The following is a 21,693-nucleotide window of genomic DNA, read 5'->3' as shown; positions in this document are numbered from 1 at the left end:
TCCCTATCCGCTGATTGCGATCCCGCCGCAGATGATCTCGCGCGGGCGGCGCAGCGTGGACAAATCCACCCGCGGGTCGGCGTCGAGCACCAGGACGTCGGCACGGTCGCCGTCGTCGAAGACACCGACGCCCAACCACCGCCGCGCACCGGCGCTGGCGGCGTCGAGCGCTGCCGTCGACGACATGCCCATGGCGGCCAGCGCGTCGACCTCGTCGACGATCCGCCCGTGCTCGATGAACCCGCCGGCGTCGGTTCCGGCGAATATCCGCACGCCGGCCTCGCGCGCGGCGGCCATCACCTCGCCGGACCGCGCATACAGCCGGCGCATGTTGGCCTGATAGTCGGGGAAGCGGTCCGCGCCGTCGGCGATTTCCGGGAAGTTCTCGAGCTGGATCATCGTCGGCACCAGTGCGATGTCGCGACGGACCATCTCGTCGATGAGATCGGCGGTCAGCCCGGTTCCGTGCTCGATGCAGTCGACGCCGGCGGCGATCAGGTCGGGCAGCGCGTCGTGGCCGAAGACGTGCGCGGTGATCCTCGCGCCGGCCCCGTGTGCGGCGACCACGGCCGCATCGAGCTGCGTGCGGGTCCACAGCGGGGCGAGGTCGCCGACGTCCCGGTCGATCCAGTCGCCGACCAGCTTCACCCACCCGTCGCCGGCGGCCGCCTGGACAGCGACCTCGGCGGCGAGATCGTCGGGGTCGTCCAGATCGACGCCGTAGTCGCGCAGGTACCGCTTGGGGCGGGCGATGTGCTTGCCGGAGCGGATGAACCGCGGACCGCCCGGATCATCGTCGAGCGGATGGGTGTCCAGCGGCGAGCCGACCTCACGGATCAGCGTCGTGCCCGCGGCCGCGTCGGCACGCGCGAACGCCCGTGCCTGTTCGATGGTGACGCCGAGGCCGGGTGCGATCCCGACGTGGTTGTGGGCGTCGACGAGCCCGGGCAGCAACCAAGCGTCGTCGGCGACGGTGACCGCTCCGGCGACCGGTTCGAGTCGGAACCGCCCGTCGACGATCCAGCGCTCGAGGTGCTCACCGGTCAGCGCGTCGCGACCGGCGACGCGCAGGACCTCCGACGTCTGCGCCACGCGCTACTTCTTCTTCTTGCCGTTCTGGTCGAACTGGGAGAAGTCGAGGTCGGCGAGGCCGGGGGGCAGCTCGTCGAGGCCCGGCGGCATCGACGACAGGTCCGGCATCCCGCCCGGGAACGCGCCCGGCGGCATCCCGGGGAAGCCGCCGCGCGCCTTGGGCTGCGTGGGACCGCGGTTCTTGCCGCCGCGCTTGGCGTTCTTCTTGCCCTTGCCCTTCTTGCGGGTGTTCTTGCGCCCGCCGCCGGGTCCGCCCATGCGACCGGTCATCGCGGCCATCTGCTTGCGGGCCTCGAAGAAGCGGTCGACGAGCTGGTTGACCTCGGACACCGACACGCCGGAGCCGTTGGCGATGCGCAGTCGGCGCGAGCCGTTGATGATCTTGGGGTCGGCGCGCTCGGCCGGGGTCATGCCGCGGATGATCGCCTGCACGCGGTCGAGCTGCGAGTCGTCGACCTGCGCCAGCGCGTCCTTCATCTGGCCGGCGCCGGGCATCATCGCCAGCAGATTCCCGATCGGGCCCATCTTGCGGATCATCAGCATCTGCTGCAGGAAGTCCTCCAGCGTCAGCTCGCCGCCCATGATCTTCGTGGCGGCCTCTTCGGCCTGCTGGGCGTCCCAGTGCTCCTCGGCCTGTTCGATGAGCGAGAGCACATCGCCCATGCCGAGGATGCGGCTGGCCATGCGGTCGGGGTGGAAGACGTCGAAGTCCTCGAGCTTCTCACCGGTCGACGCGAAGAGGATCGGCTTGCCGGTGACCTCGCGGACGCTCAGCGCGGCACCGCCGCGGGCGTCGCCGTCGAGCTTGGTGAGCACGACGCCGGTGAAGCCGACGCCCTCCTCGAAGGCCTGCGCCGTGGTGACCGCGTCCTGGCCGATCATCGCGTCGACGACGAACAGGACCTCGTCGGGATCGGTTGCCGCCCGGACATCGGCCGCCTGGGCCATCAACTCGTCATCGACGCCGAGTCGGCCGGCGGTGTCGATGATGACCGTGTCGTAGTGGTTGTCGCGGGCGAACTCGACGCCGCCGCGCGCGACCTCGACCGGGTCACCGGCGGAGACGCCCATCTCGCCCTCGCCGCCGACACCGGTGCCCGGGTGCGGCGCGTAGACGGGAACGTCGGCGCGCTCACCGACGATCTGCAGCTGGCTCACCGCGCCGGGGCGCTGGAGGTCACAGGCGACGAGCAGCGGGGTGTGGCCCTGCTTGCGCAGCCAGGCCGCGAGCTTTCCGGCCAAGGTCGTCTTACCGGCACCCTGCAGGCCGGCGAGCATGACCACCGTCGGCGGGGTCTTGGCGAGCGTCAGGCGCCGGGTCTCGCCACCGAGGATGCCGACCAGCTCCTCGTTGACGATCTTGACGACCTGCTGGGCCGGGTTCAGCGCACCGGAGACCTCGGCACCCTTGGCGCGGGTCTTGACCCGGTCGATGAAGGTGCGCACCACCGGCAGTGCGACGTCGGCCTCGAGCAGGGCCAGGCGGATCTCGCGGGCGGTCGCGTCGACATCGGCGTCGGTCAGGCGGCCCTTGCCGCGCAGGTCCTTGAGGGCACCGGTCAACCGGTCAGACAGGGAGTCGAACATGGCGTCCAGTGTTCCATATCGGCGCGCGGCGACAGCCACCGCCGGACGGGGTCGATCAGGCTCGGGCGCAGGCCAGGGCGACCTGCTGGGCGATGAGCCGTCGACGCCGCTCGTCGACCGGGTTCTCCCAACTGAGTGCGAAGGTGTCGACCACCGTGCCGCCCATCGTCGTGACCGCCGCCCAGCGGATCGACGCACCGGCGCGCTCGAGGACCGACGACACCGTCGACAACAGTCCCGGACGGTCGGAGGCGCGCACCTCGAGGGTGGAGACGTCGTCATGCAGCCACTGCACGATCGGCGGCGCGAGCGTCGCCTGGCCGGGAACCCCGTCGGGGGTCGCCTTGGGCTCGGGTGCCGACCGCATCTCGGCCAGTCGCGCGGCGACGTCGACCGAGCCGCTGAGCGCGCCCTTCATGCGCTGGCGCAGCAGGCCGGCCGCCGGGGGGTCGCCGTAGAACGGGGCGACGATGAACGTGTTGATCGCCGCGCCCTCGACCGACCGGACCGTCGCCCGCAGGACCCGCAGATCGGAGATCGCCAGCACACCGGCCATCTTGGCCAGCACGCCGGTGGTGTCCGGCGCGCTCATGGTGACCTCGAAACGGTGCTCCTGGTCGGTGGGCGTGATCTCGACGACGACATCGTCGGCGGTGAAGCGCGCGACCTCCTCATCGGACAGCGGCTGCGGCTCGGCGACGTCCTCGCCGGCGATGAGATTGGCGGTGCTGGCGACCAGTTTGCGGGTGAGCATCTCTTTCCAATCGCTCCAGACCCCGGGGCCGGTCGCCTTCGCGTCCGCCTCGGCGAGGGCGCCGAGGACCTCCAGCAGCACGGCGCTGCCGCCGACCTTCTCGGCGACGAACTCGGCGGTCGCCGGATCGTCGACGTCGCGGCGGGCGATGGTCTTGGCCAGCAGCAGGTGATGGGTCACGACGTCGGCCAGCGTGTCCACGTCCTCCGGCCACAGGCCGAGGCGGTTGCCGATGACGCGGGCCATCCGCGCACCGATCTCGCTGTGGTCGCCGCCGCGCCCCTTGCCGATGTCGTGCACGAGGGCCCCGAGCAACAGCAGGTCCGGGCGGGACACGCGCGTGGTCAACGGCGCGGCGTGTGCGACCGCTTCCAGCAGGTGGCGGTCGACGGTCCACGCGTGGACCGCGTCGCGCGGTGGCAGGTCGCGCACGAAGTCCCACTCCGGGAAGAGGCGTCCCCACAGGCCCATCCGGTCGAGGGCCTCGACGGGGCCGAGCATCGCCGGTCCGGTGGCCAGCAGGTCGAGCAGGCTGTCGAGGATCGGGGCCGGCCAGGTGCCGCGGATCTCCGGCGCGTAGTCGGCGAGCCGGTGCAGCGTCGACGTCGAGATGGGCAACCCGGCCCGCGCCGCGGCATTGGCGACGCGCAGCACCAGACCGGGGTCGTGGCTGGGAATGGCATCGCGCGCCAACACGACTTCTCCCCCGTGTTCGACGACGCCCTCGTCGAGCGGTCGGCGCATCGGGAGCAGGCTGCGCATCGAGCGCCCCCGGCGCGGGACGGCGCCCTGGGCGGTGCGCAGCCCGACGTCGAGTGCGAAGCCGATGGTGCGGGCCTCGTCGGAGATGAGGCGGGACAGGGCGAACCGGTCGCCCAGGTGCAGTGCGGCGGCGATCTCGTCGGCGTCCTGGGCGCGGAGCTGTTCGCGGCCGCGCCCCGCGACGCGGTGCAGTTCGGTGCGCACGTCGAGCAGTCGTCGATACGCGGTGCCCAGGCCGCCACCGGGCGCGTCGTCGGCCGCGAGCCGCAGGCCGTCGGTCAGGTGCGCCAGCGCGAGCGCGTTGAGCAGCTGGACGTCGCGCAGGCCGCCGCGACCGTTCTTCACGTCGGGCTCGCTGCGGTGCGCCACCTCGCCGGCGCGCGCCCAGCGCTGCTGCGCGTGCTCGATCAGCTGCGGCAGCCGGTGCGGGGCGTCCTTGCGCCACTGCTGTCTGATCTCGCCGATCAGCAGGTCGGACAAGTCCTCGTCGCCGGCTATGTGTCGGGCGTCGAGGAGGCCGAGTGCCGCGGACAGGTCGTCGCCGGCCACGCGGAGCGCCTCCGGGACGGTTCGGACGCTGTGGTCGAGGCCGACGTTGGCGTCCCAGACCGGGTACCAGAGCTTGTCGGCGATCGTTCCGACCCGGTCGGCCTGATCGCCGTCGTGCAGCAGGACCAGGTCCAGATCGGAATACGGGAGCATCTCCCCGCGTGCCAGCCCCCCGACGGCCAGCAGCGCGAATCCGCTCCCCGGGGTCACGCCCGCCTCACGGGCCGCCCCGGACAACCAGAGTTCGAACAGGTCGCCCAGTGCTCGACGCAGCGCGGCCGCGTCGGGCACCGGGCGCTTGTCCGGCGCCAGACCCGGACCGCCGATCAGGGCGGCCCGGGCCCGGGCTAGGTCGGTGGACGGGTTGGTCGACGCTTCGGCACTCATGACTTCCGTCCCCCTTCATGTGTTCGGCCGGCGGCTAGAGCGCCTCCGGGCCGCGTTCTCCGGTACGGACGCGCACGACCGAGTCGACCGGCGACACCCAGACCTTGCCGTCGCCGATCTTGCCGGTGCGGGCGGCCTCGACGATGGTGTCCACGGTCTGGTCGACGATCCCGTCGTCGACGATGACCTCGATCCGGACCTTCGGCACGAAGTCGACGGAGTACTCGGCGCCGCGGTAGACCTCGGTGTGGCCCTTCTGGCGCCCGTAGCCCTGAACCTCGCTGACGGTCATCCCGACGATGCCGGACTGCTCCAGACCCGCCTTGATGTCCTCCAGCGTGAACGGCTTGACGATTGCGGTGATCAGTTTCATCTTCTGTTCCCTCTCAGTCCTGTTCAGCCTAGTCAGGCCAAGTCGTAGGCGGATTCGGCGTGAGCGGACTCGTCAATGCCCGTCATCTCTTCTTCCTCGCTGATCCGCCAGCCCAGGGGCTTGAGCGCGAACGCGATGATGGCGGTGACGATGCCGGTGAAGGCGAGCGCCACGAGTGCGATGACCGTCTGCACGGCGAGCTGCTTGGCGTCGTGCCCGTAGAACAGGCCCGTCTCCTTGGCCAGCAGGCCGATGCCGATGGTGCCCCAGAGGCCGGCGACCAGGTGGACGCCGACGACGTCGAGCGAGTCGTCGTAGCCGAGCTTGGTCTTCAGCGAGATCGCCAGGGCCGACAGGATGCCGGCGACGACGCCGAGGGCGATCGAGCCCACCGGAGTGAGCGCGGCACAGGCCGGGGTGATGGCCACCAGACCGGCGACGATGCCCGATGCGGCGCCGACGCTCGTCGGGTGCCGGTCGCGGATCCACTCAACGCCCAGCCAACCGATCATCGCGGCGGCGGTGGCAACGGTCGTGTTGACCCACACCAGTCCGGCGGTGCCGTCGGCGGCGAGCTCCGAGCCGGCGTTGAAGCCGAACCAGCCGAACCACAGGAGTGCGGCGCCGAGCATCACGAACGGGATGTTGTGCGGACGGTAGGCGGTCTTGCCGAAGCCCTTGCGCGCCCCGATGATCAGGACCAGGACCAGGGCGGCCATACCGGCGTTGATGTGGACCACGGTGCCACCGGCGAAGTCGATCGGCGCCACGTTGGTGGTGAACTCCTTCTTCGCTTCGTCGAAGGTGGTGCCGAACATCTTGGCCGCTAGGCCGTCGGTCGAGCCCGACAGCAGGCCGCCGCCCCACACCATGTGCGAGAGCGGGAAGTACACCAGGGTCGCCCAGACGCCCGAGAACACCAGCCAGGTGCCGAACGAGACGCGCTCGGCGAGCGCACCGCTGATCAGGGCCACGGCGATCACCGCGAAGGTCAGCTGGAAGGCCAGGAAGACGATCGCCGGGATGCTGCCACCCGCGGTGTTGAGCACGACGTGCGTCGCGTCACCGGCTTCCTTGGTCTCCATCAACTGGTCGGAGCCGAAGAGCGTGAACGGGTTGGAGAAGATTCCCCAGATGTCCTTGTCTCCGGTGATCCCGTTGCCGAAGGACATCGAGAAGCCCCACAGCACGTAGATGATGCCGACCACGCCGATCGACGCGAACGACATCATCATCATGTTCAGTACGGACTTCCCGCGGGACAACCCGCCGTAGAAGAACGCGAGTGCCGGTGTCATCAACAACACCAGCGAGGCGCTGATCAAAACCCACGCCGTATTTCCGGTATCCGCAGGACCGAACATATCGTCCGGCAATGCCATCACGGTTTCCACCACGAGCCATCCTCCTTGGTCTCATCACACTTGGGTGCTCCAGTGCTGTGAGCAAGGTTGCTAGGCGGCTGTTTCCCCCTTGGTGCCCATGATGTTTCGCGTGCGTGAACGCTTCCGCCGGGGTTGTTTCGCCCCTGTTACGGGCCCCTGGGAAGCGGCCAAGAGGGGCCTTATCGACCCCTGACGGCCGACTACAGCAGCGCGTCGACGAAGGCGGCCGGATCGAACGGGGCCAGGTCGTCGGCACCCTCGCCGAGGCCGACGAGCTTGACCGGGACGCCGAGCTCCTCCTGCACGGCGAACACGATGCCGCCCTTGGCGGTGCCGTCGAGCTTGGTGAGCACGACGCCGGTGATGTCGACGACGTCGGCGAACACGCGCGCCTGCGTGAGGCCGTTCTGGCCGATGGTGGCGTCGAGGACCAGGAGCACCTCGTCGACGTTGGCCTTCTTCTCGACGACCCGCTTGACCTTGCCGAGCTCGTCCATCAGACCGGTCTTGGTGTGCAGGCGGCCGGCGGTGTCGATGATGACCACGTCGACGCCGGTGTCGATCCCGGTGGCGACGGCGTCGAACGCGACAGACGCGGGGTCGGCCCCCTCGGCGCCGCGCACGGTGTCGGCGCCCACGCGCTCGCCCCAGGTCTGCAACTGATCGGCCGCGGCAGCGCGGAAGGTGTCCGCGGCGCCCAACAGCACCCGCCGCCCGTCGGCGACGAGTACGCGGGCGAGTTTGCCGGTCGTGGTCGTCTTACCGGTTCCGTTGACGCCGACGACGAGGACGACCGCGGGCCGGCCGTCGTGCGGGAGTGCCTTCACGGAGCGGTCGAGCTCCGGGTGCAACTGCTCGGTGAGGACCTGGGTGAGCAGCGCGCGCGCCTCATCGGAGCTCGTCACGCTGCGCGTCGCCAGCTCGGCGCGCAGTTTGTCGGTGATCGCCATCGTCGAGGCCGTGCCGACGTCGGCCATCAGCAGCGTGTCCTCGATCTCCTCCCACGAGTCCTCGTCGAGGTCGCCGCCGCCGAGCAGGCCGAGCATGCTCTTGCCCAGGGCGCCCTGGGAGCGCGCGAGGCGCCCGCGCAGACGGCCGAGGCGGCCGGCCGTGGGCTCGATGTCGTCGAGGGCGGGGGCTTCGGGTGCCACCGGCTCCGGCGTCGGCGGCGCCTCGGGCTCGACCGGCGCCTGGGCACTCGCTTCGCTCGCTGTCGGCGGCTCGACCGGCGCGGGGGCTTCGCTCGGCGCGGGCTGGGTGGGCGCTGGCGTGACCGGCTCGGGCTCGAGGACGGCCGTGTCGCTGCCCTGGCCGAAGTCGAACCCGGCCTTGGTCTGGTACTGGCTCCGGTCGGCCTGCCCGATGGCCTTGTCCTGCGGCGGCGCGATGGAGACGCGGCGACGACGGGCGAGGACGAGGCCGAGGGCGACGAGCGCGACCAGGACGAGTACGGCGATGATCGCGATGATGACCGGTGTTTCCACAGTGCTCCCTGAGCTAGTCGGCGGCGGTGACCGTGCCGGTGGTGACGAGGTTCTGGCCGCGCATGCGCTGCGAGATCACCTGGGTGATGCCGTCGCCGCGCATACTCACACCGTAGAGGGCGTCGGCGACTTCCATCGTCGGCTTTTGGTGCGTAATCACGATCAGCTGCGACTTTTCCCGCAGTTGCTCGAACAACCCGATCAGGCGCTGCAGGTTCGTGTCGTCCAGCGCGGCCTCGACCTCGTCCATGACGTAGAACGGCGACGGACGTGCGCGGAAGATCGCGACCAGCATGGCGACAGCGGTCAGCGACTTCTCGCCGCCCGACAGCAGCGACAGGCGCTTGACCTTCTTGCCCGGCGGGCGGGCCTCGACCTCGACGCCGGTCGTCAGCATGTCGTTCGGGTCGGTCAGCACGAGTCGGCCCTCGCCGCCCGGGAAGAGTCGGGAGAACACCTCGGTGAATTCGCGCTCGACGTCGGCGTACGCCTCGGTGAACACCTCCAGGATGCGGGCGTCGACGTCCTCGACGACCTGCAGCAGGTCGGCGCGCGCACCCTTCACGTCCTCCAATTGGGCGGACAGGAAGTTGTAGCGCTCCTCCAGTGCGGCGAACTCCTCCAGGGCCAGCGGGTTGACCTTGCCGAGGGTGTTGAGGTCCTTCTGCGCCTGTTTGGCCCGGTTCTCCTGGGTGGCGCGGTCGTACGGCATCGGTGCCGGCGCGACGACGAGTTCGCCCCGCGCCTTGGCCTCCTGGAACTCGGCCATCTCCAACGCCGACGGCGGCATCGGCACATCGGGGCCGTACTCGTTGATCAGGTCCTCCGGGCTGATCGCGAATTGCTCGCTGATCTGCTCCTCGAGCTGCTCGATGCGCATCGCGGCCTGGGCCTTGGCCATCTCGTCGCGGTGCACGGCGTCGCGCAGTCCGTCCAGTTGGGAGGTCAGCGTCGACACCGTGGTCTTCAGCTCCCCCACCGTCGCGGTGTGGGCGACGCGAACCTGCTCCAGCTGGTCGCGCGCGGCTTGGGCCTGCTGCACGGCGCCGGCCAGCCGCTCGGCGACCTTCGCACCGGATTCGGCGACCGCTCCGGCGACGGTGGCGGCGTGGCGACGGGTGGCATCGGCCTTGCGCGCCCGATCGCGGGCCTCGCGCTCCTGCCGCGCGGTGCGGCGCAGCCCCTCGGCACGCCCCCGGGCAGAGGCGAATCGCTCCTCGGCGGTGCGCAGCGCCAGTCGCGCTTCGACTTCCTCGGCACGCACGGCTGCGACGGCCTTGCCGGCCTCGTCCCGCCGGCCGTCGTCGACGATGTGGTGCTGACCGTCGGCGTCCGGCTCGTCGCGCGCGATGCGCAGCCGCTCGGTCAGGGCGGCGAGCTGCTCGACGGTATCGGCGTGGCCCTCCTCGGCCAGCTGGCGCTGGCGGGTCAGGCGGTCGGCCTCGTCCTGGGCGGCGCGGATGTCCTGGCCGAAGCGGGCGAGTTGTTCGTAGGCACCCCCGAGCGAGGAATCCGACTCGTGCAGCGCGGCGAGCGCCTCCTCGGCGGCCTCGCGGCGGTCGGTCTGCTCGGTGAGCGCGCCCGACAGCGCGGCGGCCAACTCTTCGACGGAGCGGTTGGCGGTGGCCAGTTCCGCCGTGGCGGCATCGATCGCCGACTGGACCTCCAGGCTGGAGGTGCGCCGGGCCGAGCCACCCTCGACGGAGGCGGCGGTGATGCGGTCGCCGTCGGCGGTGACCACGGTGAGCTGGTGGTGGTCGGCCACGAGGCGGCTGCCGACCTTGGCGCCGTCGGTGACGTCGGAGCTGAGGACGATGACGTCGTCGAGCAGGGTGTCGATGGCGCCGCGGATCGACGCGGGGCAGGTGACCACCGAGCGGGCCCAGCGGGCGCCGGACGGCAGCTTCACGCCGCCGGGTTCGGGCAGTGCGCGCAGGCCGCAGACCAGCAGTGATGCCCGGCCTCCGTCGCCGGATTTGAGCGCTTCCAGCGCGCGGGCCGCGGCGAGTGAATCGACCGTCGCGATGGCGTCGACGGTCGAGCCGAGGGCGCCGGCGACCGACGACTCGAAGCCCGACTCGACGGTGAGGAGGTCGGACACCGGGGCGAGCAGGCCGTCGGCGGCCTTCTCCAGCAGCCAGGCGCCGCCGTCGTTTCGTTCCAGGCCGACGGCGAGGGCTTCGATGCGCGCGGTCAGCGAGGCAATCCTCTGCTCCGCTTCACGCTCCTGCGCCTGCAGCGTCTCGACGCGCTCGTCGGCGGCCTGTGCGGCAGCGGTGCACCGCTCGTGGTGCTCGTCGAGGCCCTTCTCCGCCGACTCCAGTTCGGCGACCGACTTCGACACGGTGTCCATCTCCGCCTGCGACTTGGCGGCGCGCTCGGCGGCGGCCTCGATGGCGGCGGACAGGCGGGCGGTCTCGGCGTCGACCGAGTCGGCCCGGGTGGTCAGGTTGGCGACCTCGCCCTCCAGGCGGGCCAGCCCTTCGCGGCGGTCGGCGACGGCGGCGACCGCGGCAGCGTGGGCGCGCTCGACGGCGGCCGCGTGCTCCTCGGCCTCGGTCAGGCGCGCCTTGATCTCGTCGAGGGCGGTGCTGGCGGTCTCGACCTGGGCGGCGAGCTCCTGCTCCTGGGCGGCGGCGCGCGCGGCCTGCTCGTCGAGCTCGTCCGGGTCGGGGCCGGTGGCGGCGACGGTCGGCGCGGCCAGGTGCCGGCTGCGCTCCTGGGCGACGCGGATGGTGGCGTCGACGCGCTCGGCGAGCGCGGAGAGGCGGAACCAGCCGTGGCTGGCCGACTGGGCGGCCGGCTCGATGGCGGCCAGGCTGGTCTCGTGACGGGTGAGCTCGGCGGTCGCGGCGTCGAGGGCCGCGGTGACCTCGGCCTGCTGGCGGCGGATGGTCTCCTCGAGCTGGGACTGCTCGGCCATCTCGCCGCGGCGCTGCACCAGGTCGTCGGCGGCCAGGCGCAGGCGGGCGTCGCGCAAGTCGGCCTGCACGGTGGCGGCGCGACGGGCGACTTCGGCCTGGCGGCCGAGCGGCTTGAGTTGGCGCCGCAGCTCACCGGTGAGGTCGGTCAGGCGCGCGAGGTTGGCCTGCATCGAGTCGAGCTTGCGGACGGCCTTCTCTTTGCGCTTGCGGTGCTTGAGGACGCCGGCGGCCTCCTCGATGAAGGCGCGGCGGTCCTCAGGCTTGGATTCGAGGATGGCGGCGAGGCGGCCCTGCCCGACGATGACGTGCATCTCGCGGCCGATGCCCGAGTCGCTCAGCAACTCCTGCACATCCATCAGGCGGCACGACTCGCCGTTGATCTCGTACTCGCCGGCACCGTCGCGGAACATGCGCCGCGTGATGGAGACCTCGGAGTAGTCGATGGGCAGCGCACCGTCGGAATTGTCGATGGTGAGGGTGACCTCGGCGCGGCCCAACGGGGGGCGGCCGGAGGTACCGGCGAAGATGACGTCTTCCATCTTGCCGCCGCGCAGCGTCTTGGCGCCCTGCTCGCCCATCACCCACGTGAGGGCGTCTACGACGTTCGACTTCCCCGACCCGTTGGGCCCCACCACACAGGTGATGCCGGGTTCGAACCGCAGCGTCGTGGCCGACGCGAACGACTTGAACCCTTTGAGGGTCAGGGACTTGAGATGCACGAAGGTAGAGCCTACCTACTCAGCGCTCGACGAATCCGCGCAGATCACCGCGCGCGGCCTCGAACCGTTCGACAACCGTGTCGACCCGCCCGGGTGTGTCCGGTCCGCGCAGGTAGTCGAGCAGTTCCTCGGTCTTTGCGCGAGGTCCCTCGGCGACGACGTGAACCCGTCCGTCGACGAGGTTCTGGGCATAGCCGACCAGGCCCAGTGCGAGCGCCCGCGAACGCGTCGCCCAGCGGAATCCGACGCCCTGCACGTGGCCCAGGACGAAGGCGGACAGGCGGGTGTCGGCGACGTCGGACACGGTTAGTCGGTGTTGATGGTCAGCGAGACCTGCGTGCCCGCCTTGAGCGTGCGCCCGACGGTGCAGGTGCGGTCGACGGCGCGTTGCACGACGGCGAGCAGGCGCTGGGCGGCATCCGGATCAAGCTCGGAGAGGTCGAGTTCGAAGACCTCGTCGAGTGCCGGGTAGGTCTCCGATTCGCGGTCGGCGGCGCCGCTGACGCGGACGGTCGCGTCGTAATCGTCGCCGAGGCGGCGGGCCAGCGAGACGTCGGAGGCCATGCCGGTGCACCCGGCAAGCGCGATCTTCAGCAGCTCGCCCGGGGTGAAGACGCCGTCGACGTCCTCGCCGCCGATCTGCACGGTCGCCCCGCGCGAGCTGTTGCCGACGTAGCGGCGCGATCCGGTGCGCTGCACCCACAGTTCTGTCATAGCTCTATTCAACCAGCGCTTCGGCGGGCCGACATTTCGCAGTCAGCGACGTTGGCATTTCGCGCAATAGAACGAGCTACGGTTCATGAACGCCTCGCGGCGCATCGGGGTGCCGCAGCGGTGGCAGGGCTCCCCTTCGCGACCGTAGGCGTTCAATGAGCGGGCGAAATAGCCGGACTCGCCGTTGACGTTGACGTACAGCTCGTCGAACGAGGTGCCGCCGACGGCGAGCGCCTCGTCCATGACCTCGCGCGCATGCCCGAGCAGCTCGACGAGCTTGGCCTTGGCGATCGAATCGGTGAGCCGCGTCCCGCGCAGCTTCGCCCGCCACAGCGCCTCGTCGGCGTAGATGTTCCCGATGCCGGAGACCAGCGACTGGTCGAGCAGCGCCCGTTTGACCTCAGTGTGCTTGCGCCGCATGCGCCCGGCGACGTCCGCGGCGTCGTATCCGGCGTCGTAGGGGTCGGGCGCGATGTGCGCGACCACCGCCGGCACGGTGGCGCCGAGCGTGAAGGTGTCGGGCACCAGGTCGTCGACCTGCCAACCGCCGAAGGTGCGCTGGTCGACGAACCAGAACTCATGGTCGCCCTGACGGGTACGGATCCGCAGATGCTTGGTCTCGCCCGAATCGCCGTCGTCGACGATCCGCAGCTGCCCGCTCATCCCCAGGTGGATGACCAGCGCCTGGTCGACGGTTCCGTCGGTGTCGGCGAGGTCGAGCCAGAGGTACTTGCCGCGGCGGCGGGCGGCGACGGGAGTGGTGCCGCGCAGGCGCCCGCTGAGCTCTGCGGCGCCGCCGGCCTGTCGTCGCACCGCGCGGTCGTGCAGGACTTCGACATCGGTGAACGTGTGGCCGACGACGTGCTTGTCGACACCGAGCCGGACGGTCTCGACTTCGGGGAGCTCAGGCACCCTTCTCGCCCGCGCGCTCGTCGAGCACCCGCCACGCCTCTTGGGCGGCGACCTGCTCGGCCTCTTTCTTCGAGCGGCCGACCCCGGTACCGAGCTCCTCCCCGCCGACGACGGCCGTGGCGGTGAACTCCTTGTCGTGGTCGGGGCCGGTCGAGCTGATCAGGTACGACGGCGGCCCCAGCGACTGCGCCGCGGACAACTCCTGCAGCGAGGTCTTCCAGTCGAGTCCCGCGCCCATCGACCCGGCGTCGGCGACGGCGGCGCTGAACAGATCCAAGATGACCTTCTTGGTGGGCTCGAAGCCGTGCTGCAGGTACACCGCGCCGAGCAGCGCCTCCATGCCGTCGGCGAGGATGCTGTCCTTGTCCCGGCCGCCGGTCATCTCCTCGCCGCGCCCCAGGTACAGGTGTCGGCCCAGGCCGCCGTCGCCGAGCGTGCGCGCCAGTCGGGCCAGCGCCTGACCGTTGACGACGCTGGCACGGATCTTGGCCAACTCGCCTTCGGGGCGGTCGGGGTAGTCGAGATAGAGCTTCTCGGTGATGACGATGCCCAGCACCGAGTCGCCGAGGAATTCGAGTCGTTCGTTCGTGGGCAGGCCGCCGTGCTCGTAGGCGTAGGACCGGTGCGTGAGCGCAAGGGTCAGCAGGTCGTCGTCGATCGTGGTGCCCACCGCCGCCAGCAGGACGTCGGGGTCGCGCGCGAGATCAGCCATCCGTCAGCTCTCGCCGTCGGTCATCGCCTCGAGCTTGTCCGCCAGCCCGGCCCAGCGCGGATCGATCTTCTCGTGGCCGTGGCCCGGCTCGGCCGTCGCGAGCGCCACACCGCAATCGGGGCACAGCCCCCGGCAGTTCTCGCTGCACAGCGGCGACATCGGCAGCTCGAGCCCGATGGCGTCGATCAGCGCCTGCTCCAGGTCGACCTGGTCGTCGGTCACCCGGTGCACCTCCTCGTCGGAGGTCGTCTTCTCGGTCTCGCTGTCGGGGTAGGCGAATAGCTCGGTGAGGAACACGGTGACGGTGTCCTCGAGGGGTTCGAGGCAGCGTGCGCACTGCCCGGTGGTCTCGCCGCAGGCCGTGCCGGTGACGAGGACTCCCTCGGAGACGGATTCGAGTCGCAGGTCCAGGTCCATGTCGGAGCCGGGTTCGATGCCGATCATCTCGGTGCCGATGCGGATCGGCGTCTCGACGGTACGGTGCGACTCGATCATGCTGCCGGGCCGACGGCCCAGCGATCGGACGTCGACGACGAACGGTGCGTCTACTGCGTGAACCACACCGCCACGATACGCCCCCGCCCCGGATACCCCGGGGTGCTTAGCCCGCGAGTGTGGCGCGGTCGTCGTCGACGGCGCGCGGGTACTCGACGTAGTCGTGCATGCCGGCGCCGGTGCGCAGCTGCTGGCGGCCGCGGCCGACCGAGCGCAGCGTGCCGGTGAGGACCTCTTCGAAGTCCGCCAGCTTCTTGTCGACGTAGATGTCGCAGTCGCCGCGCAGGCGGTCGGCCTCGGCGTGCGCGGCGTCGATGATGCGCTGGGCCTCGGACTTGGCCGCGTTCACGACCTCGTCGTCGGCGACCAGGCGCTGCTGCTCGGCGATGCCGTCGGCGACGGAACGCTCGTAGTGCGCATTGGCGTCCTCGACGATGCGGGCCGCCTCCGCACGGGCGCGACCGGTCGTCGACTCGTGCTCGCGCTGGGCGCTGGCGGTCAGTCGGTTGGCCTCTTCGGTGGCGTCCTCGATCATGCTGCGGCTGTGCGACGCGGCATCCTCGGCCATCCGCTCGGCGGCGGAGCGGGCCTCGGCGACGAGGCGCTCGGCCTCGGCCTGCGCCGCGGCGACCATGGCCTCGGCGTCGGTCTTGGCCTGCTTGATGGTGGAGTCGGCGTTCTGCCGGGCGGTGCCGACGAGCGCCTCGCGCTGGTCGAGCACATCCTGGGCGTCGTCGAGCTCGCCGGGGATGGACTCCTTGATGTCGTCGAGGAGTTCGAGCACGTCTCCGCGGGGGATCATGCAGCCGGCCGTCATCGGCACGGCGCGCGCCTCTTCGACGATCGCGACCAGTTCATCGAGGGCTTCGAATACGCGGTACACAGCAACACCCCTATCTCACAGCGGCCATCTGGCCACCTCAGGACTTCTGTGACCATTGTGCCCAATGTTACTGATGTGATTGGGGAGGTTTCTGAGGTCGGCGTGTCGTTGGAACCGAACTGTGGCTAGATGGTGATCTCGCCGTCGAGTTTGGCCCGCATCGCCCGGTAGACCTCGGGCGCCACGAAGGGTTCGACGTTCCCACCCAGTTTGGCGACCTCCTTGACCAGCGAGCTGGACACGTGCGCGTACCGCGGGTCGGTCCAGAGGAAGAGTGTCTCGACGTCGGCGAGCTCGCGGTTCATCTGGGCCATCGGGACCTCGTATTCGAAGTCGCTGCTCGACCGCAGCCCCTTGACCATTGTCGTCACGCCCTCGTTGCGCATGTAGTCGACGAGCAGGCCGCGCCATCGGTCGACGCGGACGTTCGGCAGGTCGGCGCACGTGCGGGCGATCAAGTCGATGCGCTCGTCGACGGTGAACATCCCCTGCTTGTTCGGGTTGACCACGACCGTCACGATCACCTCGTCGAACCGCGCCGCGGCGCGCTCGACGACGAAGCGGTGGCCGAGGGTGAACGGATCGAACGAACCCGGGCAGAGTGCGATGGTCATGCGCTCGAACCTACCGTGTCCACCCCTCCGACGCCGCAGACGTGCAGCGCCAATTCGCAGTACATCGAGTCGGCCCAGCTGAACCATTCGCGCGTGAACCGGGCGTCGTCGTCGACGTGGAAGCTCTCGTGGACGTGCCCGGTGCCGGCGGTGGTCGCCGCGATGGTCCGCAGCAGACCGAGCGATTCGTCGGCGTCGGGCGTCGTGAGCCCCGCGACGGCCAGGGCGATCGGCCACACGTACTCCGGCGGGGTGTGCGGGCTGCCCGGTCCGGCGGCCAACACCCCGCGGTAGAAGTACGGGTTGTCGGGCGAGAGGACGAACTCCCGGGTGCGCCGGTACTGCTCGTCGGCCGGGTCGATGCCGGCGACCAGCGGCAGCGACAGCAGGCTCGGCATGTTCGCGTCGTCGGCGAGCAGCACCGAGCCGAGGCCGTCGACCTCGTAGGCCCAGATGTCGCCGTGCGTCGGATGGGCGGCGGTGCCGTGGCTGGCGATGCCGGCGCGCAGCATCGCGGCCAGCTCACGGGCCTGCGACTCGTCCTCGCCGGTCGACCGCGCGGCGATCAGGTCGAGGGTGTGCGCGGCCATGAGGTTCGACGGCACGAGGTACCCGTAGACGCAGGCGTCGTCGGACGGCCGGAAGCCCGACCAGCTCATGCCGGTGACGGCGACCGGTGACCCGAGGCCGTCGCGCGGCAGGGTGTCCTGCGCGATCGTGTCCGGCCGCACGAAGCGATAGGTGGAGTTCTGCTCGTGGTCGAGCTCGGTGCTCAGCGTCCGCAGCGCGGCTCGCGCGGCGAGTGCGAAGCCGTCGTCGAAGTGATCGGTGCGACCGGTCGCCGTGGCGAGCTGCTCGGCGAGTTGGAACGGGAAGCACAGCGAATCGATCTCGTATTTGCGCTCCCACAACCACGGGTCGTCGCCGAGGTCGCGCGGCTCGTGGCAGTTGCCGTTGGCCGCAGCGTTGAAGGCGTTCGCGTACGGGTCGTGCGCGATAAAGGCGAACTGCCGCGCGACGACGCCGGCGATCAGGTTGGCGAGGGCACCCAGGTCTTCAGATGCCTCCGCCGCCAGCAGGCGCAGGTACGGCCGCATCTGCGTCGCCGAGTCGCGCAGCCACATCGCGGGGATGTCGCCGGTGATGACGAAGACCGAGCCGTCGCCCTGCCGGTGCAGGGTCCGCGCGAGGGTGCGGCGCATCCCGGCGACGAACAGCTCGGCGCACCCGGCGTCCGATGCGTCGGCGACCCGGTCGGCCCACCGCCGCAGCACCGCGGGCGGCAGCAGTTCGTCAGGATCGGGCGCCACGCCCGGCACGGTCGGGTCGATGATCACGCTGGCTCCTCGGCGTCGACCCGCTCGGCCCATTCGACGCGGGTGTCGCCGTAGACCTTCTGCAACACCGGCCGCAAGATGGGCGGCCACACCGTCGGCCTGGCCCGCCTGCCCCGCTCGAGGATCAGGTAGCCGTCGCCGACGAGCGGGCCCACGGCGACCAGGACCCGCTCGAGCTCCTCGTCGGGCAGGCCGTAGGGCGGGTCGCAGAACACCATGTCGAAGACCTGGTTCCCGGCGCCACCGAGGTAGGCCAGCGCATCGGCGCGCACGACGGTGGCGCGATCGGCCGCGTCGCAGGTCGCAATGTTCGCCTTGAGGCCGTCGGCGGCGCTGCGGCCGGAGTCGACGAACACCGCTGCCGCCGCTCCGCGTGATAGGGCCTCGAGGCCGAGCGCCCCCGTTCCGGCGAACAGGTCGAGCACGGTCATGCCGTCCAGGTCGACGCGGGAGTCGATCGCGGCGAACAGGGCCTCGCGCACCCGGTCGGACGTCGGGCGGGTGTCATCGGAGGTCACGACCAGCCGGCGGCCGCCGAACGCTCCGGCGATGATCCTCGGCATCGCGCTACGCCAGCGCCAGGTCGTCGGCGTGCACGAGCGGGCCGCGCAGCTCGGCGGGCAGGTCTTCACTGGACAGGCCGATCATCTTCGCGACTTCGTCGGAATCGTAGCCGGCCACCCCCCGGCCACACAGGCCGCCGCGCTGGTCCACCAGCTCGACGACGTCGCCGGCCGAGAACACACCGTCGACCTCGACGACACCCGCGGCGAGCAACGAACGGCGGCGGCGCAGGGCGGCCACCGCGCCGTCGTCGAGGACGAGTCGGCCGTGGGTGTCGGCGGCATGTCGCAGCCAGAAGCGCCGGGCGGACATGCGCTCTTCGCCCGCGGCAAAGGCGGTCCCGACCGACGCGTCGCGCAGGGCGGTGTCGGCGTCCTTCGCACTGGCGAGCAGCACCGGCACTCCCCCGTCGGCGGCCAGGCGCGCGGCGGCGAGCTTGGAGGCCATGCCGCCGGTGCCCAGCGAGCCGCCCGATCCGGCGATCACCCCGTCCAGGTCGTCGGGGCCGGACACCTCGGGGATGAACCGCACCGGGTGCTCCGGCGCCGCCTTGCGCGGGTCGCCGTCGTAGAGGCCGTCGATGTCCGACAGCAGGACCAGCGCCTCGGCGCCGGCCAGGTGGGCGACAAGCGCGGCGAGGCGGTCGTTGTCGCCGAAGCGGATCTCGTCGGTGGCGACGGCGTCGTTCTCGTTGACAACGGCCACCGCGCCGAGCGCCCGCAAGCGGTCGAGTGTGCGCTGGGCGTTGGCGTGGTGGGTGCGCCGGGAGATGTCGTGCGCGGTGAGCAGCACCTGGCCGACGACGCGGTCGAAGCGGGCGAAGGAGGTGCCCCAGGCATGCGCCAGCGCCAGCTGGCCGACGCTGGCGGCGGCCTGCTTGGTCGCGAGGTCCGCGGGCCGCTTGCGCAGACCGAGCGGGGAGATCCCGGCGCCGATGGCACCCGACGACACGATGATGACGTCCGTGCCGGCGCGCATGCGGTGCTCGAGCGCCTCGGCGAGCTTGTCGAGGCGCTCGATATCGAGGCCCTCGTCGAGGTCGGTGATCGCGGCGGAACCGATCTTGACGACGATGCTGCGGGCGGCGGCGATCGCATCGCGCGTCGGGGACGAGCGCGCTGCGGTGCTCACCGGTCGCCCTCGTCGTCGGAGTCGTCGTCGACGTCCAGGGCCGCGGTGTGGTCCCACTCCTCGTGGTGCTCGCGGCGCAGCTTGCGGGCCGCCTTGCGCTCGGCCGCGCCGATGCGATCGCTGCGGTCGAGGCGGATGTCGGTGCCGCGCCCGGTGATGGGGACTTCGTCGCCGCTCGGTGTCGTGGGCTCCCAGTCGAAGGTGACGTCGCCGACCGTGACCGGCGCGCCCGGCTGCGCACCGAGGCGGTGCAGCTCCTCTTCGACGCCGAGGCGGTTCAGGCGGTCGGCGAGGTAGCCGACGGCCTCGTCGTTGTCGAACTGCGTCTGCCTGATCCAGCGCTCGGGCCGCTCGCCGCGCACGATGAAACCGCCCTCGACGTCCGGATCGGGACTGACGGTGAACTCGGCGGCGTCGACGGCCTTGGGACGGATGATCGCGCGACGCGCCTCCGGCTTGGGGTTGTCCTCGCGGTACTCGCGCACCATCTTCGCCAGCGCGAAGACGAGCTCGCGCAGGCCCTCGTGCGCGACCGCGGACACCCGGAAAACCGGCCAGCCGAACTTCTCGAGGTCCGACTCGACCAGGTCGGCGAGCTCGGCCGCCTCGGGGATGTCGACCTTGTTGAGAATGATGATGCGGGGCCGCCCGGCCAGATCGCCCAGACCGTGGTCGGCGTCGAGCGCGGGTTGGTACGCGGCCAGCTCGGCCTCGAGTGCCTCGATGTCCGACGCCGGGTCGCGGCCGGGTTCGAGCGTCGCGCAGTCGACGACGTGGGCGAGCAGCGCACAACGCTCGATGTGCCGCAGGAAGTCCAGACCGAGACCGCGCCCCTCGGACGCGCCGGGGATCAGCCCGGGGACGTCGGCGATGGTGAAGGAGTCGACCGCACTCGACCGCTCGCCACCGCGGCCGGGCGCGGTCTGCACGACGCCGAGGTTGGGGGCCAGCGTCGTGAACGGGTAGTCGGCGATCTTCGGCTTGGCCGCCGAGAGCACCGACACCAGCGAGGACTTGCCCGCCGACGGGAAGCCGACGAGGCCCACGTCGGCGACCGACTTCAGTTCGAGGACGAGTTCGCGCTCCTGGCCGGGCTCGCCGAGCAACGCGAAGCCGGGGGCCTTGCGAGCCTTCGACGCCAGCGCCGCGTTGCCGAGGCCGCCGCGACCGCCCTGGGCGGCCACGAACGTCGTGCCCGTACCGACCATGTCGGCCAGGATCGTGCCGTCGCGGTCGAGGATGACGGTGCCGTCGGGCACCGCGAGTTCGAGGTCGTCGCCGTTGGCCCCGTTGCGGTTGTCGCCCTGCCCGGGCTTGCCGTTCCCTCCGCTCGCGTGAGGGCGGAAGTGGAAGTCGAGGAGGGTGTGGACCTGCGGGTCGACGACGAGGCGGACATCACCGCCGCGGCCGCCGTTGCCGCCGTCGGGACCGCCGAGGGGCTTGAACTTCTCCCGGTGCACCGACGAGCACCCGTGTCCGCCGTTCCCGGCGGTCACGTGAATCGTCACCCGGTCGACGAAACGCGACATCGGTGCCTCCTCGAACGCGGTCGGACAAATGAAACAGGGCGGGCGAAAGGATCTCGGTGATCCCCGCCCGCCCTGTGAAAGAGCTTATGCGCCCCGGATCAGGCCGAAGCGGAATCCGGAACGATGTTGACAGTCTTGCGGCCGCGCTTGCTGCCGAACTCGACCGCGCCCGCCGCGAGGGCGAACAGGGTGTCGTCGCCACCGCGACCGACGTTAACGCCGGGGTGGATGTGGGTGCCGCGCTGGCGGACCAGGATCTCGCCCGCGTTGACCTTCTGGCCACCGAAACGCTTCACGCCGAGGCGCTTGGCGTTGGAATCACGACCGTTGCGCGAGCTGGACGCGCCCTTCTTGTGTGCCATTGTTCCGTCCTCCTGCGAAGTCTCTTACTTGATGCCGGTGACCTTGAGGACCGTCAGCTGCTGACGGTGGCCCTGGCGCTTGTGGTAGCCGGTCTTGTTCTTGAACTTGTGAATACGGATCTTCGGGCCCTTGACGTGCTCGACTACCTCGGCGTTCACGGCGACCTTGGCCAGCTTGTCGGCCTCGGTGGTGAGCTTGGCGCCGTCGACGACCAGCGCGACCGGGAGCTTCACGGTGCTGCCGGGCTCGCCGTCGAGCTTTTCGACCTTCACCACGTCGCCTTCGGCGACCTTGTACTGCTTACCGCCGGTCTTGACGATCGCGTACGTAGCCATCGGGTTTTCCTTCAATCTTCGTTGTCACAAACAAAATGCCTGCCCGCGTTGCGCTGCGGGTAGGCGACTTTCCAAGGTTACGGGAGCG

At 70.7% G+C, this 21,693-nt stretch carries 20 protein-coding genes; all 20 read right to left on the bottom strand.

The annotated features are described in order from the left end of the window. Positions 1 to 3 precede the first annotated feature (3 nt). Positions 4 to 1,092: an amidohydrolase family protein gene (locus QM728_RS05960; RefSeq protein ID WP_415031122.1), complete on the bottom strand. Its 1,089-nt coding sequence runs from the start codon at positions 1,090 to 1,092 to the stop codon at positions 4 to 6. Between the two features lie 3 nt (positions 1,093 to 1,095). Further along, positions 1,096 to 2,679 (bottom strand): signal recognition particle protein, encoded by a 1,584-nt coding sequence (gene ffh / locus QM728_RS05955; RefSeq protein WP_415031121.1) that lies wholly within the window; start codon positions 2,677 to 2,679, stop codon positions 1,096 to 1,098. Between the two features lie 55 nt (positions 2,680 to 2,734). Next, positions 2,735 to 5,131, bottom strand: coding sequence for a [protein-PII] uridylyltransferase (locus QM728_RS05950; RefSeq protein ID WP_415031120.1), 2,397 nt, complete (start codon positions 5,129 to 5,131; stop codon positions 2,735 to 2,737). Between the two features lie 34 nt (positions 5,132 to 5,165). Next, positions 5,166 to 5,504, bottom strand: a complete 339-nt coding sequence (locus tag QM728_RS05945; RefSeq protein ID WP_415031119.1) for a P-II family nitrogen regulator — start codon at positions 5,502 to 5,504, stop codon at positions 5,166 to 5,168. A gap of 32 nt (positions 5,505 to 5,536) precedes the next feature. Then, on the bottom strand, positions 5,537 to 6,886 hold the full coding sequence (locus QM728_RS05940; protein WP_415031118.1) for an ammonium transporter: 1,350 nt from the start codon (positions 6,884 to 6,886) through the stop codon (positions 5,537 to 5,539). A gap of 203 nt (positions 6,887 to 7,089) precedes the next feature. Further along, positions 7,090 to 8,373 (bottom strand): signal recognition particle-docking protein FtsY, encoded by a 1,284-nt coding sequence (gene ftsY / locus QM728_RS05935; RefSeq protein ID WP_415031117.1) that lies wholly within the window; start codon positions 8,371 to 8,373, stop codon positions 7,090 to 7,092. 13 nt (positions 8,374 to 8,386) lie between these two features. Beyond that, on the bottom strand, positions 8,387 to 12,016 hold the full coding sequence (smc, locus tag QM728_RS05930) for a chromosome segregation protein SMC (protein WP_415031116.1): 3,630 nt from the start codon (positions 12,014 to 12,016) through the stop codon (positions 8,387 to 8,389). Positions 12,017 to 12,035: 19 nt separating this feature from the next. Next, a complete protein-coding gene (locus tag QM728_RS05925) occupies positions 12,036 to 12,320 on the bottom strand; it encodes an acylphosphatase (RefSeq protein WP_415031115.1) in 285 nt (94 codons plus the stop codon). Between the two features lie 2 nt (positions 12,321 to 12,322). Further along, positions 12,323 to 12,730, bottom strand: coding sequence for an OsmC family protein (locus tag QM728_RS05920; RefSeq protein ID WP_415031114.1), 408 nt, complete (start codon positions 12,728 to 12,730; stop codon positions 12,323 to 12,325). 42 nt (positions 12,731 to 12,772) lie between these two features. Next, positions 12,773 to 13,642 carry a bifunctional DNA-formamidopyrimidine glycosylase/DNA-(apurinic or apyrimidinic site) lyase gene (gene mutM / locus QM728_RS05915; protein ID WP_415031113.1) on the bottom strand — a complete coding sequence of 290 codons (870 nt, stop codon included), beginning with the start codon at positions 13,640 to 13,642 and terminating at the stop codon, positions 12,773 to 12,775. Further along, complete coding sequence (rnc, locus tag QM728_RS05910; RefSeq protein ID WP_415031112.1) at positions 13,635 to 14,354, bottom strand: ribonuclease III; 720 nt, start codon at positions 14,352 to 14,354, stop codon at positions 13,635 to 13,637. The genes mutM and rnc overlap by 8 nt, the downstream gene beginning before the upstream one ends. Before the next feature lie 3 nt (positions 14,355 to 14,357). Beyond that, positions 14,358 to 14,915: a YceD family protein gene (locus tag QM728_RS05905; RefSeq protein ID WP_415031111.1), complete on the bottom strand. Its 558-nt coding sequence runs from the start codon at positions 14,913 to 14,915 to the stop codon at positions 14,358 to 14,360. Between the two features lie 40 nt (positions 14,916 to 14,955). Beyond that, entirely contained in the window at positions 14,956 to 15,732 is a 777-nt protein-coding gene (locus QM728_RS05900; RefSeq protein WP_415031110.1) for a DivIVA domain-containing protein, read from the bottom strand. 125 nt (positions 15,733 to 15,857) lie between these two features. Then, a complete protein-coding gene (gene coaD / locus QM728_RS05895; RefSeq protein ID WP_415031109.1) occupies positions 15,858 to 16,346 on the bottom strand; it encodes a pantetheine-phosphate adenylyltransferase in 489 nt (162 codons plus the stop codon). After that, complete coding sequence (locus tag QM728_RS05890; RefSeq protein ID WP_415031108.1) at positions 16,343 to 17,683, bottom strand: glycoside hydrolase family 125 protein; 1,341 nt, start codon at positions 17,681 to 17,683, stop codon at positions 16,343 to 16,345. The genes coaD and QM728_RS05890 overlap by 4 nt, the downstream gene beginning before the upstream one ends. After that, on the bottom strand, positions 17,680 to 18,246 hold the full coding sequence (gene rsmD, locus QM728_RS05885; protein ID WP_415031107.1) for a 16S rRNA (guanine(966)-N(2))-methyltransferase RsmD: 567 nt from the start codon (positions 18,244 to 18,246) through the stop codon (positions 17,680 to 17,682). The genes QM728_RS05890 and rsmD overlap by 4 nt, the downstream gene beginning before the upstream one ends. Before the next feature lie 4 nt (positions 18,247 to 18,250). Further along, a complete protein-coding gene (proB, locus tag QM728_RS05880) occupies positions 18,251 to 19,378 on the bottom strand; it encodes a glutamate 5-kinase (protein WP_415031106.1) in 1,128 nt (375 codons plus the stop codon). Further along, positions 19,375 to 20,907, bottom strand: coding sequence for a GTPase ObgE (gene obgE, locus QM728_RS05875; RefSeq protein WP_415031105.1), 1,533 nt, complete (start codon positions 20,905 to 20,907; stop codon positions 19,375 to 19,377). Before obgE ends, proB begins: the two co-directional genes overlap by 4 nt. Before the next feature lie 98 nt (positions 20,908 to 21,005). Further along, complete coding sequence (gene rpmA, locus QM728_RS05870) at positions 21,006 to 21,269, bottom strand: 50S ribosomal protein L27 (RefSeq protein WP_415031104.1); 264 nt, start codon at positions 21,267 to 21,269, stop codon at positions 21,006 to 21,008. Positions 21,270 to 21,293: 24 nt separating this feature from the next. Beyond that, a complete protein-coding gene (rplU, locus tag QM728_RS05865) occupies positions 21,294 to 21,605 on the bottom strand; it encodes a 50S ribosomal protein L21 (protein WP_415031103.1) in 312 nt (103 codons plus the stop codon). Positions 21,606 to 21,693 lie beyond the last annotated feature (88 nt).

Origin of the sequence: Gordonia sp. (in: high G+C Gram-positive bacteria), assembly GCF_047602025.1 — a bacterium.
In the GTDB taxonomy this organism is placed as follows: domain Bacteria; phylum Actinomycetota; class Actinomycetes; order Mycobacteriales; family Mycobacteriaceae; genus Gordonia.
This window is presented reverse-complemented; position numbering and strand designations above follow the sequence as displayed.